The 14405-nt window shown below is 65.9% G+C and carries 14 protein-coding genes and 1 tRNA gene; 10 read left to right on the top strand and 5 right to left on the bottom strand.

The window, feature by feature from the left end; genetic code table 11:
• Positions 1-27 precede the first annotated feature (27 nt).
• The 4 genes from JQX08_RS00925 to JQX08_RS00910 all read left to right on the top strand — a co-directional run bounded on the left by JQX08_RS00925 (position 28) and on the right by JQX08_RS00910 (position 4120).
• Positions 28-1437, top strand: a complete 1410-nt coding sequence (locus JQX08_RS00925) for a circularly permuted type 2 ATP-grasp protein (protein WP_204914051.1) — start codon at positions 28-30, stop codon at positions 1435-1437.
• Between the two features lie 2 nt (positions 1438-1439).
• Positions 1440-2390 (top strand): alpha-E domain-containing protein, encoded by a 951-nt coding sequence (locus JQX08_RS00920; protein ID WP_204914048.1) that lies wholly within the window; start codon positions 1440-1442, stop codon positions 2388-2390.
• Positions 2387-3184, top strand: coding sequence for a transglutaminase family protein (locus JQX08_RS00915; protein WP_204914046.1), 798 nt, complete (start codon positions 2387-2389; stop codon positions 3182-3184). The genes JQX08_RS00920 and JQX08_RS00915 overlap by 4 nt, the downstream gene beginning before the upstream one ends.
• A 201-nt stretch (positions 3185-3385) precedes the next feature.
• The gene (locus JQX08_RS00910) at positions 3386-4120 is read left to right on the top strand and encodes a proteasome-type protease (protein ID WP_204914045.1); all 735 of its coding nucleotides are present in this window, start codon (positions 3386-3388) and stop codon (positions 4118-4120) included.
• An 8-nt stretch (positions 4121-4128) separates the two neighbouring features.
• On the opposite strand, the gene JQX08_RS00905 is transcribed toward JQX08_RS00910, so the two are convergent.
• A complete protein-coding gene (locus JQX08_RS00905) occupies positions 4129-4938 on the bottom strand; it encodes a cytochrome c (RefSeq protein WP_204914042.1) in 810 nt (269 codons plus the stop codon).
• A 98-nt stretch (positions 4939-5036) separates the two neighbouring features.
• Here JQX08_RS00905 and JQX08_RS00900 point away from each other — a divergent pair, with 98 nt between their 5' ends.
• From JQX08_RS00900 to JQX08_RS00890, 3 genes are all read left to right on the top strand, one after another.
• The gene (locus JQX08_RS00900) at positions 5037-5924 is read left to right on the top strand and encodes an AEC family transporter (protein ID WP_204914040.1); all 888 of its coding nucleotides are present in this window, start codon (positions 5037-5039) and stop codon (positions 5922-5924) included.
• 588 nt (positions 5925-6512) lie between these two features.
• Positions 6513-7721 (top strand): acetyl-CoA C-acetyltransferase, encoded by a 1209-nt coding sequence (locus tag JQX08_RS00895; RefSeq protein ID WP_204914039.1) that lies wholly within the window; start codon positions 6513-6515, stop codon positions 7719-7721.
• A gap of 15 nt (positions 7722-7736) precedes the next feature.
• A complete protein-coding gene (locus JQX08_RS00890) occupies positions 7737-9881 on the top strand; it encodes a 3-hydroxyacyl-CoA dehydrogenase NAD-binding domain-containing protein (protein ID WP_204914037.1) in 2145 nt (714 codons plus the stop codon).
• Positions 9882-9934: 53 nt separating this feature from the next.
• Here JQX08_RS00890 and ptrC read toward each other — a convergent pair whose 3' ends face one another.
• Both ptrC and JQX08_RS22320 read right to left on the bottom strand, forming a co-directional pair.
• Positions 9935-10141 (bottom strand): type III secretion system co-regulatory protein PtrC, encoded by a 207-nt coding sequence (ptrC, locus tag JQX08_RS00885; protein WP_204914035.1) that lies wholly within the window; start codon positions 10139-10141, stop codon positions 9935-9937.
• A 45-nt stretch (positions 10142-10186) separates the two neighbouring features.
• Complete coding sequence (locus tag JQX08_RS22320) at positions 10187-10312, bottom strand: hypothetical protein (RefSeq protein ID WP_283246493.1); 126 nt, start codon at positions 10310-10312, stop codon at positions 10187-10189.
• Positions 10313-10583: 271 nt separating this feature from the next.
• Here JQX08_RS22320 and JQX08_RS00880 point away from each other — a divergent pair, with 271 nt between their 5' ends.
• Positions 10584-11312, top strand: a complete 729-nt coding sequence (locus tag JQX08_RS00880) for an amidotransferase (RefSeq protein ID WP_204914033.1) — start codon at positions 10584-10586, stop codon at positions 11310-11312.
• A 33-nt stretch (positions 11313-11345) separates the two neighbouring features.
• Here JQX08_RS00880 and JQX08_RS00875 read toward each other — a convergent pair whose 3' ends face one another.
• Positions 11346-12317, bottom strand: coding sequence for a magnesium and cobalt transport protein CorA (locus JQX08_RS00875; RefSeq protein ID WP_204914032.1), 972 nt, complete (start codon positions 12315-12317; stop codon positions 11346-11348).
• 150 nt (positions 12318-12467) lie between these two features.
• Here JQX08_RS00875 and JQX08_RS00870 point away from each other — a divergent pair, with 150 nt between their 5' ends.
• Positions 12468-13319: an alpha/beta fold hydrolase gene (locus JQX08_RS00870; protein WP_204914031.1), complete on the top strand. Its 852-nt coding sequence runs from the start codon at positions 12468-12470 to the stop codon at positions 13317-13319.
• 43 nt (positions 13320-13362) lie between these two features.
• On the opposite strand, the gene JQX08_RS00865 is transcribed toward JQX08_RS00870, so the two are convergent.
• Entirely contained in the window at positions 13363-14052 is a 690-nt protein-coding gene (locus JQX08_RS00865; RefSeq protein WP_204914030.1) for a crotonase/enoyl-CoA hydratase family protein, read from the bottom strand.
• Between the two features lie 226 nt (positions 14053-14278).
• Between JQX08_RS00865 and JQX08_RS00860 the strand changes: the two genes are divergently transcribed.
• Positions 14279-14368 (top strand) — tRNA-Ser (locus JQX08_RS00860).
• The last annotated feature ends 37 nt before the right edge of the window (positions 14369-14405 follow it).

The raw sequence follows: 14405 nt of genomic DNA, 5'->3' as shown, positions 1-14405 counted from the left end.
AAGTGCCTGCGTGACAAGGAGTTCGGCATGACTCGTATCTTCTACGACGAGATGTACGCTGCCGACGGCCAATGCCGTCCGCATTACCGGGAATTCGCCCGTTGGCTGCATGAGACTCCGGACGACCTCCTGGCTCAGCGCCGCCGCGAAGCGGACCTGCTGTTTCACCGTGCGGGCATCACCTTCACGCTGTATGGCGACGATCAGGGCACCGAGCGCCTGATTCCCTTCGACATCATTCCGCGGGCCATCCCGGCCAGCGAATGGAAGGTGGTGGAGGCGGGCTGCATCCAGCGCGTCAAGGCGCTGAACATGTTCCTCGCCGATCTCTACCACAGCCAGCGCATCATCAAGGCCGGCATCATCCCCGCCGAGCAGGTGCTGGCCAACGACGGCTACCAGCTGGCCATGCAGGGCCTCGACCTGCACCGCGACATCTACGCGCACATCGCCGGGGTCGACCTGGTACGTGACGGCGACGGCACCTACTACGTGCTGGAAGACAACCTGCGCACCCCGAGCGGCGTCAGCTACATGCTCGAGGACCGCAAGATGATGATGCGCCTGTTCCCCGAGTTGTTCGCCGCGCAGCGCATCGCGCCGATCAACCACTACCCGAACCTGCTGCTCGACGCGCTGAAGAGCTCCAGCCCGCTGGATAACCCCAGCGTGGTGGTGCTGACGCCCGGGCGCTTCAACAGCGCCTACTTCGAGCATGCCTTCCTCGCCCGCGAGATGGGCGTGGAGCTGGTGGAGGGTGCCGACCTGTTCGTCCGCGACGATAAGGTGTTCATGCGCACCACCTCCGGCGCGCGCCAGGTCGACGTGATCTACCGCCGCCTCGACGACGCCTTCCTCGACCCGCTGGCCTTCAACCCCGACTCCATGCTCGGCGTACCCGGCCTGCTGGCCGCCTACCGCTCGGGCAACGTGGTGCTGGCCAACGCGATCGGCACCGGGGTGGCGGACGACAAGTCGGTGTACCCGTTCGTCACCGACATGATCCGCTTCTACCTCGACGAGGAGCCGATCCTGAAGAACGTGCCGACCTGGCAGTGCCGCAAGCCGGACGAGCTGTCCCACGTGCTGGCCAACCTGCCTGAACTGGTGGTCAAGGAAACCCAGGGCTCCGGCGGCTACGGCATGCTGGTCGGCCCGGCGGCCAGCCAGGCGGAAATTGCCGAGTTCCGCGAGCGCATCAAGGCCCGCCCGGAGGCCTACATCGCGCAGCCGACGCTGTGCCTGTCGACCTGCCCGACCTTCGTCGAGAACGGCATCGCCCCGCGACACATCGACCTGCGCCCATTCGTACTGTCCGGCCGCGAGACGCGCATCGTGCCGGGCGGGCTGACCCGCGTGGCGCTGCGCGAAGGCTCGCTGGTGGTCAACTCGTCGCAGGGCGGCGGGACCAAGGACACCTGGGTGGTGGAGGACTGAGCATGCTTTCGAGAACCGCCTCCGACCTGTACTGGATGTCGCGCTACCTGGAACGCGCCGAGAACCTCGCGCGCATGCTCGACGTCAGCTATTCGCTGTCGCTGATGCCGCAGGACGGCCGTGGCGATGGCCTCGACGAACTGGCCATGCCGCTGCTGATCACCGGCACCCTCGACGAATACCTGAGCCGTCACGGCCAGCTGCATGCCGAGCGCATGCTGCACTTCTTCGCCCTCGACGAGGCCAACCAGGCCAGCATCTACTGCTGCCTGCAGGCCGCGCGGACCAACGCCCACGCGGTGCGCGGGCGGATCACCGCGGACATGTGGGAGAACATCAACGCCACCTGGCTGGACATCCGCGGCATCGCCGAGCAGGGCCTCGGCCGTTACGGCATCAGCCGCTTCTGCGAGTGGGTCAAGGAGCGCTCGCACCTGTTCCGCGGCGCCACCTTCGGCACCATCATGCGCAGCGACGCCTACCGTTTCATCCGCATCGGCACCTTCATCGAGCGCGCCGACAACACCCTGCGCCTGCTCGATGCGCGCTACGAGATGCTCGGCGAGGAAGTCGACGAGGTCGACGACCGCTCCGCGCACAGTTACTACCAGTGGAGCGCGTTGCTACGCGCGCTGTCGTCGTTTGAGGCATTCGCCGAGATCTATCGCGGCTCGCCGAATGCCCGCAAGGTTTCCGAACTGCTCCTGCTGCGTCCGGACGTACCGCGCTCGCTGCGCTCGTGCATGGAGGAGCTGCACCAGATTCTCGCCAGCCTGCCCGGCGAAAACGGCCGCCCGGCCCAGCGCCTGGCTGCCGAACTGGACGCGCGCCTGCGCTACAGCGGCATCGACGACATCCTCGAAGAAGGCCTGCACGCCTGGCTCACCGACTTCATCCTGCTGGTTCGCCAGCTGGCCCGTGCCATCCACAGCTCCTATCTGGAGGTCCTATGAGACTTTCCATCCGCCACGACACCACCTACCACTACGAAGATCAGGTGCGCGCGAGCATCCAGTACCTGCGCCTGACGCCGCACGACAGCGAGCGCCAGCAGGTGATCAGCTGGCAGCTCAACTTGCCGTGCCAGGTGCGCGCGCAGCTCGATCCGTACGGCAACATCCTGCATGTGCTGACCCTCGACGAGCCGCATGACTCGATCGTGATCGGCGCGCGCGGCCAGGTGGAGATCGACCCGAGCCGCGAGGCCGAGCACGAGGCCGGCTCGCCGTTGCCGTTCCTGCGGCACACGCGGCTGACCGCCGTCGACGAAGCGCTGGCCGCCTTCGCCCGCCAGCAGTGCGAGACCCGCCGCGACCGCGCCGCGCTGGTCGGGCTGATGGAGGCGCTGAACGCCGAGATCGTCTACAAGCCCGGCGCCACCCGCGTCGACACCACCGCGGCGGAAGCCTTCGCCGCACGGGCCGGGGTCTGCCAGGACCACACCCATGCGTTCCTCGCCTGCGCGCGCAGCCTCGGGGTGCCGGCGCGCTATGTGTCCGGCTACCTGCATTCCGAGGACAACGGCCACCTGGCCAGCCACGCCTGGGCCGAGGCTTGGCTGGACGGCGCCTGGTACAGCTTCGACATCACCAATGGCCTGGCCCGCCCGGAGCGCCACCTGAAGCTGGCGGTCGGTCTCGATTACCTGGACGCCTGCCCGGTGCGCGGCATGCGCCGGGGTGGCGGCGGCGAGCAGATGCACGCCAAGGTGCAAGTCGCACCGCTGCTGATGGTGCAGGAGCAGTAGGGGGAGGGTATTCGTAGGATGGGTGGGGCCGCCTAGGCGAGGAGCGTAGCGACGATACCCATCGCCGCGTTGCTGATGGGTAGCGTTGCGCTCAACCCGTCCTACGAGCTCCATCCGCCGAGTCGTCGCGCGCTGAACGCCGGGCGCTGCCCTGGGGTCGAAACGAGGGTCGCCCATCGCCCTGCACAAGAAGGCATATCCATGACTTACTGCGTCGCCATGAACCTGGCCGATGGCCTGGTGTTCGTCTCCGATTCGCGCACCAATGCGGGTATCGACCACATCGCCACCTTCCGCAAGCTGTTCACTTTCGGCGTGCCCGGTGAGCGGCTGATCGTGCTGCAGACCGCCGGCAACCTGGCCACCTCGCAGTCGGTGATCAACCTGCTCAAGCAGCGCAGCGCCGACCCCAACCTGGTCAGCCTGCACAGCGTGCCGACGCTCTACGACGCCACCGCGCTGGTCGCCGAGACGATCCGCGAGGTGGTCGCCCGCGACGGCGCGCCGCTGGCCGGCAACACCGACCTGACCTGCTCGTTCCTGGTCGGCGGGCAGATCGCCGGCAGCCCACCGGACCTGTACAGCATCTATCCGCAGGGCAACTTCATTCAGGCCACGGTTGATACGCCGTTCCTGCAGCTCGGCGAGAGCAAGTACGGCAAGCCGATCCTCGACCGCAACCTGCATTACGCCACCTCGCTAGAAGAGGCGCTGCGCTGCGCGCTGGTGTCGTTCGACTCGACCATCCGCAGCAACCTGTCGGTCGGTTTGCCGCTGGACCTGCTGGTCTATCACAAGGACAGCCTGATCCTGCCGGAGGGCTACCGGGTCGGTGAGGACGACGACTACTACAGCGACATCCGCAAGCGCTGGGCCAGCGGCCTGCAGGAACTGCTCGGCGCCTTGCCGGCACCGCCGACCAACTACAACGTGTAAGGGCCGGCCTACTGGTCGGCGCCGACCTTGCGCCCGGCCATGTGCCGTAGGTAGGCAATCAACTCACCCAGCTGCTGGTCGCTCAGTGCTTCGCGGCTGAACCCGGGCATCTTGCCCTGCGGCCAGCGCCGCAGGCTCTGCGGATCGCGGATGTAGCGGGCCAGGAAGTCGGCGGCGAAGTACTCGGTGGGGTTGTGCGGCAGGTTCAGGTCCGGACCGAACTGCGCATCGCCGGCGCCGTTGAGGCGGTGGCAGGCCAGGCAGTTCTTCTGGAACTGGGCGAAGCCTGCCTGCACCGCCGGAGCGGCATCGGTCGCCGGGGTCAGCGCCGGAAAGCGCTGTGCCACCGCGTCCAGACAGCGAATCGTCACCACCTGAAACGGCCACTGTTCGCTGCCGATATCGGCCAGCTGCGGATCGCTCCATACCAGGTAGAACGGCCCCGCGCTGGGCTTGCCGGCGCCCAGCGGTGGCCAGGGCGCGGCTGGGTCCTCGATCGCCAGCCAGGCACGCGCGCCGCTGCGCGCCAGCAGCGGCGCGGCCGACAGCTCCGCGGCGAAACCGTCCTTGGCCACCAACTGCAGGTGATCGCCGGGCTGCACGCCATCCAGCAGGCTGGCCAGCGGCACGGCGCGGTAGTGCATGGCGCGCTTGTAGGCGACGTCGGCGGGAATCTCGATCGGCTGCGCCTCGCGGTGGGCGAGCAGGGCGGCGGTGTCCCACTGCCGCGTGCCGCCCGGCAGTTCCAGGCGCAACTCGGCGGCGTGCAGTGCCGTGCTGGCCAGCAGGGCGAGAACGAAGGCAGGCAGGCGACGCATGGCGGTTTGGCTCGCAAAGGCTGAAAAGCGGCACCCTAGCACAATTGCCGCTGATCACCGGAGCCCGCTAGCATGCGGGTTTTCAGAAGGGGATGAGCATGCTGGGCGAGTTGTTTGCAGTCATGGCACCAGTGATGATCGTCGCCGGAATCGGCTACTTCTGGGCCCGCTCGGGGCAGGCCTATCCCACCGAGTTTGTTGCCCAGTTGGTGCTGTACGTCGGCACGCCGTGCCTGGTGCTGTCGACCCTCAGCCAGGCGCAGATCGACCGCCTGGCCTTCGCTCAGGTCGCCGCCGCCTGTGCCCTGGTCACCGTGGCCATGGGGCTCACCGGGCTGTTGCTCAGCCGGCTGTTCAAGCAGGACTGGAAGGTGCTGGTGCCGGCTTACTTGTTTCCCAACTCCGGCAACATGGGCCTGCCGATGAGCCTGTATGCCTTCGGCGAGCAGGGCCTGGCGCTGGCGGTGGCGTTCTTCCTGGTGCTTTCGGTGGCGCATTTCAGCCTCGGCCTGGTGCTCTCCGGCGCCGAGCGCTCGCCGCGCAAACTGCTCACCCACCCGATCCTCATCAGCCTCGCCCTGGCCATGCCGCTGGTGGTGTTCGATCTGCACCTGCCGCGCTGGCTGAGCAACACCGTCGGCCTGCTCGGCGGCATGACCATCCCGCTGATGCTGCTGACCCTCGGCGTGTCGCTGGCCAGCATTCGCGTCAAGCACATCGGTGACGGCCTGCTGCTTGGCGGCTTGCGCTTGCTGTGCGGGGCGGCCATCGCCTGGGCGATCGGCACGGCACTCGGCCTGACGCCGCTGGAACAGGGCGTACTGATCCTCCAGTCGGCGATGCCGGTGGCGGTATTCAATTACCTGTTTGCGGTGCGCGCGGGACGTTCGCCGGAGCAGGTCGCCAGCCTGGTGCTGTGCTCGACGCTGTTGGCGTTCGGGTTCTTGCCGTTGCTGCTGCTGGGGTTGTTGCCCGCGGCTGGATGACGCGGGCGCGTCGTCCAGTTGCGCGGGCGGAAGTGGCAGATCAGGTGAAGAAGCGGGTGAAGTTGGGCAGGATCAGTATCACTGTGGTGGCAAATACGATCAGGCCCGCTTGGCGGATCTTGGCTTTCTTATACATGGCCGTTGCCTTTTGTTCTTGTTCGGTGGCGTCTGTTGCCGGCTCTAACGGCGTGTCCGGCGAACGCGTCACGCCGAAGCGTGGACAAAAAAACCGCCCCGGCAAAACCCGGCGGCGGCCCCTTGCACTGGTAAATCTAGGGCCTGCGTCACGGCTTCTTTAGAAGAGTTCGCGCCCAAACTCAGTGTTTTAGTGCCACTGAGTTATGCCAGACCGGCGCCGCTCGTGCCGAACCCTTGCGCCAGACCCTTCGCCGCACGGTTCTCAGACGTTAGTCCTAGCCCGACCGTTCGTCTGAGCGCTGCAGTCAATGGCGCTGAGCGCTTCGGTCATTGAGCCTGAGGGCCCTGCGAGTAAGGTGTAGAGCGCTCAAACAAGAACGAGTGGAGCTCGGGCTGCGCCCCGATTGCACACTGCCACCGACTCCTCCCTCCGGGAGGCCAGAGGACGACATGACTACCGAAGCTTGGATTTTCGACGCGGTGCGGACCCCGCGCGGCAAAGGCAAGAAGGACGGCGCGCTGCACAGCGTCAAGCCCGTGACCCTGGTGGCCGGCCTGCTCAAAGAGCTGGCGCGGCGCAACCAGCTGGACACCAGCCAGGTCGACGACGTCGTGCTGGGCTGTGTCAGCCCGGTGGGCGATCAGGGCGCGGATATTGCCAAGACTGCCGTGATGGCTGCCGACTGGGACATCAGCGTCTCCGGCGTGCAGCTCAACCGCTTCTGCGCGTCCGGGCTGGAAGCCGTGAACATGGGCGCGATGAAGGTGCGCTCGGGCTTTGAGGACCTGGTGGTGGTCGGCGGCGTGGAATCCATGTCGCGCGTGCCGATGGGCTCCGACGGCGGCGCCTGGGCGCTGGACCCGGAAACCAACCTGCACACCAGCTTCGTTCCGCAGGGCGTCGGCGCCGACCTGATCGCCACCCTGGAAGGCTTCAGCCGCGCCGATGTTGATGCCTTCGCCCTGCGTTCGCAGCAGAAGGCCGCGCGCGCCAGCGCCGACGGTTCGTTCAAGAAATCGCTGATCCCGGTGGTCGACCAGAACGGCGTGGTGGTCCTCGACCACGACGAGTTCATCCGTGGCGACTCCACCCAGGAAGGCCTCGGCAAGCTCAAGCCGAGCTTCGAGATGATGGGCCAGATGGGCTTCGACGCCACCGCGCTGCGCCAGTACAGCCACGTCGAGCGCATCGAGCACGTGCACACCCCGGGCAACAGCTCGGGCATCGTCGACGGCGCCGCGCTGATGCTGATCGGCTCCGAAGCCAAGGGCAAGGAACTCGGCCTGAAGCCGCGTGCGCGCATCGTCGCCACCGCGGTGACCAGCACCGACCCCACCATCATGCTCACCGGCCCGGCGCCGGCGACCCGCAAGGCGCTGGCCAAGGCCGGCCTGAAGGTCGACGACATCGACCTGTTCGAGGTCAACGAAGCCTTCGCCTCGGTGGTGCTCAAGTTCATGAAGGACATGGGCGTGCCGGAGAGCAAGGTCAACGTCAACGGCGGCTCGATCGCCATGGGGCACCCGCTCGGCGCCACCGGTTGCGCCATCCTCGGCACCCTGCTCGATGAGTTGGAGAAGCGCGGTCTGCGCTACGGCCTGGCCACGCTGTGTGTTGGCGGCGGCATGGGTATCGCAACGATCATCGAGCGTGTTTGAGGCCGGAGAAGAAAAATGACTGACGCCATCCGTTACGAAAAAGGCCAGGACAATATCGTCGTCCTGACCATCGATATGCCCGGCCAGAGCGCCAACACCATGAACGCCACCTACGTGGCCGCGATGGGCGCCACCGTGGCTCGCCTGAGCGCCGAGCAGGCGGACATCGCCGGGGTGATCATCACCTCGGCGAAGAAGACCTTCTTCGCCGGCGGCGACCTGAACGACCTGATCAAGGTCACCAAGGCCGAAGCCAGCGACTTCTACCACCACGTACTGGGCCTCAAGGCGCAGCTGCGTACTCTGGAGACCCTCGGCAAGCCGGTGGTCGCGGCCATCAACGGCGCGGCGCTGGGCGGCGGCTGGGAAATCTGCCTGGCGTGCCAGCATCGCATCGCGCTGAACGACAAGGGCGTGCAGCTCGGCCTGCCGGAAGTCACCCTCGGCCTGCTGCCGGGCGGCGGCGGGGTGGTGCGCATGGTGCGCCTGCTGGGCATCGAGAAATCGCTGCCGTACCTGCTCGAAGGCAAGAAGGTCGGCGCCCAGGACGCCCTCAAGGCCGGCCTGATCCACGACATCGCTAATGACCGCGAGGAGATGCTGGCCAAGGCGCGCGCCTGGATCGCCGCCAACCCGGCCGCCAAGCAGCCGTGGGACGTCGCCGGCTACAAGATGCCCGGCGGCACGCCGTCGAGCCCGAATGTCGCGCAGATGCTCTCCATCGCGCCGTCGGTGCTGCGCGACAAGACCAAGGGCTGCTTCCCGGCGCCGGAGAAGATTCTCAGCGCCGCGGTCGAAGGCGCCCAGGTCGATTTCGATACCGCGCACATCATCGAGGCGCGCTACTTCACCGAGCTGGTCACCGGCCAGGTGGCGAAGAACATGATCGGCACCTTCTGGTTCCAGCTGAACGAGATCAATGCCGGCAAGTCTCGCCCGCAAGGTTTCCCGGTCAGCGCGACGAAGAAGGTCGGGGTGCTCGGCGCCGGCATGATGGGCGCGGGCATCGCCTACGTCAGTGCGGTCGCCGGCATCGATGTGGTGCTCAAGGATGTCTCGCTGGAAGCCGCCGAGAAGGGCAAGGCCTACTCCGCCGGCCTGCTGGACAAGCAGGTGGCGCGCGGCAAGCTCAGCGCCGAGAAGCGCGACGCGCTGCTGGCGCGGATCAAGGCGACCGCCAGTGACGCGGATTTCGAGGGCTGTGACCTGATCATCGAGGCGGTGTTCGAAGACCGCGCGCTGAAGGGCAAGGTGACGGCTGCCGCCGAAGCTGCGGCGTTGAGTGATGCGGTAATCGCCTCGAACACCTCGACGCTGCCGATCACCGGCTTGGCCACCGCAGTGGCCAAGCCGGAGAAGTTCATCGGCCTGCACTTCTTCAGCCCGGTCGACAAGATGCCGCTGGTGGAGATCATCCGCGGCGAGCAGACCAGCGACGAGACCCTGGCGCGTGCCTTCGACTACGTGCTGCAGATCAAGAAGACCCCGATCGTGGTCAACGACAGCCGTGGCTTCTTCACCTCGCGGGTGTTCGGCACCTTCACCAACGAAGGCCTGGCCATGCTCGGCGAAGGCGTCAACGCGGCGATGATCGAGACCGAAGCGCGCAAGGCCGGCATGCCGGTCGGCCCGCTGGCGGTGTCCGACGAAGTCTCGATGAGCCTGATGGCGCACATCCGTGCGCAGACTGCCAAGGACCTGCAAGCCGAAGGCAAACCGCTACCGGCGCACCCGGCGTTTGCCGTGGTCGACCTGATGGTCAATGAGTACAAGCGCCCGGGCAAAGCGGCCGGCGGTGGCTTCTACGAATACCCGCAGGGTGGCAAGAAGCACCTGTGGCCGGAGCTCAAGGCGCGCTTCGAGAAGGCCGATCGGCAGATTCCCGCGCTCGATGTGCGCGATCGTATCCTGTTCATCCAGGCCATCGAGACCGTGCGTTGCGTCGAGGAGAACGTGCTGCTGTCGACCGCCGACGCCAACATCGGCTCGATCTTCGGCATCGGCTTCGCCGCCTGGAGTGGCGGTGCGCTGCAGTTCATCAACCAGTACGGCGTGCAGGACTTCGTGGCTCGCGCCCAGTACCTCGCCGAGCAGTACGGCGAGCGTTTCGAACCGCCGGCGCTGCTGCTGGAGAAAGCGGCCAAGGGCGAGCGCTTCTAAGTCGCCTGGCAAGAAAAAACCGGCCCTGGTGGCCGGTTTTTTTCGTCTGCGCTTCAGCGCGCCGACAGTTGAGCGTGGCGCATCACGGCCTGCTGGATGGCCCGCCGCTCCTGATTGGGCGTGGGCAGGTGCAGGGTCAGCAGGCTGCCGTCGTCGAGCTGGAAGGCCAGCTCTGACTCGAAGCACAGCTGATCATCTTCGAGGCTGGCGTAGGTCACGCCATAAGCCTGCTGGATACCGAGGTGCGATGCGCTGGCCATGACAATTCTCCGTGGGGAGCCGGCGCCGCTGGGCGGCGCCAAGGCTTACTGCGGTTTCTTCTCGGTGCGGGCGGCGACCTTGCGGGTCTTGACCTGGTAGCGCTGCGGGTCGCTGCTGCCGATGAAGGCGGAGGCGGCGATCAGGCTGGCGATGGCGGCGTATTTGCTCATGACGATGTCCTCACAGTGGCGAAGGGGGTGGGCCCCGTTGGAGGAGATCATTGCCAAGTCGGCGCGGCGGCAGAAGTGAATGCCCTTCATGGTCAGTATCACGGCCAATGATGATTGCCCGCGTTGTGTTTTATTGACGCGCGCTGTAGCCGGCCATTTGAGGCTTTTTCCTGAGCGCTTAAGGTTTTATGTCGGAAGCCTGTTTTCTTGCCGCCTGGCCTGTGTTAGATAAAACGCACAATCGACACGTTCCACCGCCTCAGGACACTTCATGACGCTGCGCATCTGCATTCTGGAAACTGACAACCTTCGCCCCGAACTGGTCGATCAATACCAAGGCTACGGCCACATGTTCGAAAAGCTGTTCAGCCGTCAGCCGATTCCGGCGCAGTTCAGCGTGTACAACGTGGTGGCGGGCGAGTATCCGGCGGACACCGAGCAGTTCGATGCCTACCTGGTGACCGGCAGCAAGGCCGACTCGTTCGGCCCCGATCCGTGGATTCAGGTGCTCAAGACCTACCTGCTGGAACGCTATGCGCGCGGCGACAAGCTGCTCGGCGTGTGCTTCGGTCATCAGCTGCTGGCCCTGCTGCTCGGCGGCAAGGCCGAACGTGCTGTGCAGGGGTGGGGCGTGGGCACCCACCAGTACCGCATCGCCAAGCAACCGGAGTGGATGACCCCGGCGATCGATGACTTGACCCTGCTGATCAGTCACCAGGACCAGGTCACCCAGCTGCCGGAGAACGCCACGCTGATCGCCTCGAGCGACTTCTGCCCGCACGCCGCCTATGCCATCGAGGACCAGGTGCTGTGCTTCCAGGGCCACCCGGAGTTTATCCACGACTACTCGCGCGCGCTGCTCGACATTCGCCAGCAGCACCTCGGCGAGCAGATCTACCAGCAGGGCATCGCCAGTCTCGATCAGGACCACCAGGGGCATGTGGTTGCCGAGTGGATGATGCGTTTCGTCGCCACCGGTCGCGACAAGCAGCCGGCGTAACGGTGGAGCGGGGCGCGTCCGCGCCCCGCATCGCTACAGCCAGTCCATGCGCTTGAAGTTGGCGTACAGCCCGCCGCAGCCGGCAATGATGATCCCCCATACCCCGAAGTAGCCGTACTGCCAGCTCAGCTCCGGCATGTTCTGGAAGTTCATCCCGTAGATCCCGGCAATCGCCGTGGGGAAGGCGAGAATCGCCGCCCAGGCGGCGAACTTGCGCTGCACCACGCTCTGCCGCGAGGACTCCAGCAACAGGCCGATTTCGATCGCGTGGTCGGCCATCTCGCGCTGTGCCACCAGGTCCTCCAGCAGGCGCTGGACGTGGATCGCCACGTCGCGGAAGTACGGGTGCATGAGCTTGTCGATGAAGGGGAAATCCAGGTGCTGCAGGTCCTGGCAAATCTCCTCGAGCGGCGCCAGGTAGCGGCGCAGGCGCAGCAGGTCGCGGCGGGTGGCCTGGATCTGTTCGACATCCTCCTGGCTCAAAGGATTGTTGAGCACCTGCTGCTCCATCTCTTCCATGCGATCGTGGTACTGGTCGAGCAGCGGCCGGTAGTTCTCGATCACGAAGCTCAGCAGCGCATAGAGCACGAAGTCCTCGCCGTGCTCGAGCATCTGCGGCTGTGCCTCGCTGCGCTGGCGCACCGCGGCGTAGGAGGGTGATTCGCCGTAGCGCGCGCTGATCACATAGCCCTTGCCGGCGAACAGCTGGGTCTCGATGAACACCAGCTTGTCGTCGTCGACGATCGGCGAGTAGACCACCATGAACAGCGCATCGCCGAAGGTTTCCAGCTTCGGCCGGGTGTGCTGCAGCAGCGCATCCTCGACGGCCAGCGGGTGCAGATTGAACTGCTGCTGCAGGCTGAGCACTTCACTGCTGCCTGGGTCGTGCAGGCCGATCCACACGAAGTGGCCGTCCTGCGCGGCCCATTGGGCGCCTTGATCGAGCGAGATATCGGAGACTTTCTTACCTTTGGCATACACCGCCGCGGCTACGACTCGGGCCATGACTTCGTGCTTCTCCTGGCTGGCTGGGGCGGCGCCGTGCGGCGCCGCATTGAGCATGGCAGATGTATTACCTGCGCGGTTATGGTGGAGCTAGAGCAACTGCTCTAAATTCGTCGCTGACGTAACCGCCCCAGAACAAGGAGCCTCACCATGTCCGAAGCCGTGCCCTTTGCCGGCGGCCGCTGCCAGTGCCCGTACACCACCTACTCGGCGGGTTCCGGCGCGCCGGTGCTGCTGATCCTGCCAGCGCTGGGGGTGGCCGCGCGCAAGTACGAAGCGCTGGCGCAGAGCCTGGTGCAGGCCGGTCTGAACGTGCTGGTGGCGGATTGGCCGGGGCAGGGCGAGAGCCGCCCGCGGCCGTCTCGACAGTTCGACTATGGCTATCGACAGCTGGTCGAGGACTTCGTGCCGCAGCTGCGCGGCGCCGCCGAGCGGCACTTTCCCGGCAGCCTGCAGGTGCTGGTCGGGCACAGCCTCGGTGGCCAGGTCGCCACGCTGTACGCCGCGGCGCATCCCAATAGCGGCGTGACGGTGATTGGCGTGGCCTGCGGCAACATTCACTACCGCCATTGGCAGGGCTTGCGCCGGCTGATGACGCCGACTGTGGCGGTGATCTTCAACCTGCTCACTGCCGTGCTGGGCTACCTGCCCGGCAAGCGCATCGGCTTCGGCGGCCACGAAGCGCGCCAGCTGATGCGTGACTGGGGTCGGGTGGCCTGGACCGGCAGCTTCCGCCACACCGGTCTGGCGCAAAGCCGCAGCGCGGACAATCCGACCCGCTCGCTGTACATCGCCATCGACGGCGACACCTTCGCGCCGCCGGCTTCCACGCGCGGTTTGGCGGAAATGATCCAGGCGCCGCCGCAGATTGACCTGCTGCCCTCGCCACGCCCACCGCAGGAGAATCCGCACAGCGCCTGGCTCAAGGCGCCGCACAGCGTGGTCGAGCGGATCGCCAGCTGGCTGGCGCAGCAACCGGCCCAGGTGGAACGACGCGCATAAAAAACCCGGCACACGCCGGGCTTCTTGCAGGGCTGGGTGGGGCTCAGACCGCGTGCTGACGATCCAGCTCGATGGACTTGTCGAGGGTCTCCAGCAGCGCCTTGCGCACTTTCAGCTTGGTGTTGCGGTGTGCGGTCATGTTGATCTTCTTCAGCTGCTGCGCCGCGGCGAGAGCAGTGGCCTGCAGCTCTTCAGCCGGCACCACCTTGTCGAGGAAGCCGGCGTCGACCGCGTCGTGCGGGTTGAACATTTCGCCGTTGATCACCGAGCGATGGAACACCGACTTGCGCAGGCGGTCACGTGCCAGCTCGATGCCGACGTGGTGCATGGTCATGCCGATCTGCACTTCGTTCAGGCCGATGCTGAACGGGCCTTCGACGCCAATGCGGTAGTCGGCAGAGAGCAGGATGAACGCACCCTTGGCCACGGCATGGCCGGGGCAGGCGACGATCACCGGGAACGGGTGGGCGAGCATGCGGCGCGCCAGGGTGGAGCCGGCAGCGACCAGGTTTATGGCGTTCTGCGGGCCGGAGGTCATCACCTTGAGGTCGTAACCGCCGGAGAGAATGCCCGGCTGGCCGGTGATGATCACCACCGCACGATCCTGCTCGGCACGGTCCAGCGCGGCGTTGAAGGCGGCGATCACGTCCGGCGAGATCGCGTTGACCTTGCCATTGCTGAGGGTGAGGGTGGCAATGCCGTCTTCGAATTGGTAGCTGATCAGGTCGCTCATGGCGGAGTTCCTTGCGGCGTGGCAGAGACTGAAAGGTGGGCAGACGTTACCCATCGACATACCCGAGGTAAAGCGCCTTGACTGACCAGCGGGTCACCTCAGTACGGTCGGCGCAATCCAGTCTTCTGGCTTAAGCGCATGAATCTTCTGCAAAAAAACTTTGCCTTTGGCGATCCATTCGGCTAGATTAGCGCGCCTCGACGGACCGCAGCGTCTGTCGAGATCCGGTGAAGTGTCCGAGCGGTTGAAGGAGCACGCCTGGAAAGTGTGTATACAGGAAACTGTATCAAGGGTTCGAATCCCTTCTTCACCGCCACTTTCGCAAAAGCCCGAGAACGATGTTCTCGGGCTTT

Origin of the sequence: Zestomonas insulae (genome assembly GCF_016901015.1) — a bacterium.
Taxonomy (GTDB): domain Bacteria; phylum Pseudomonadota; class Gammaproteobacteria; order Pseudomonadales; family Pseudomonadaceae; genus Aquipseudomonas; species Aquipseudomonas insulae.
The sequence above is the reverse complement of the archived record's forward strand: the minus strand, read 5'-3'. Positions and strand labels throughout refer to the sequence as shown.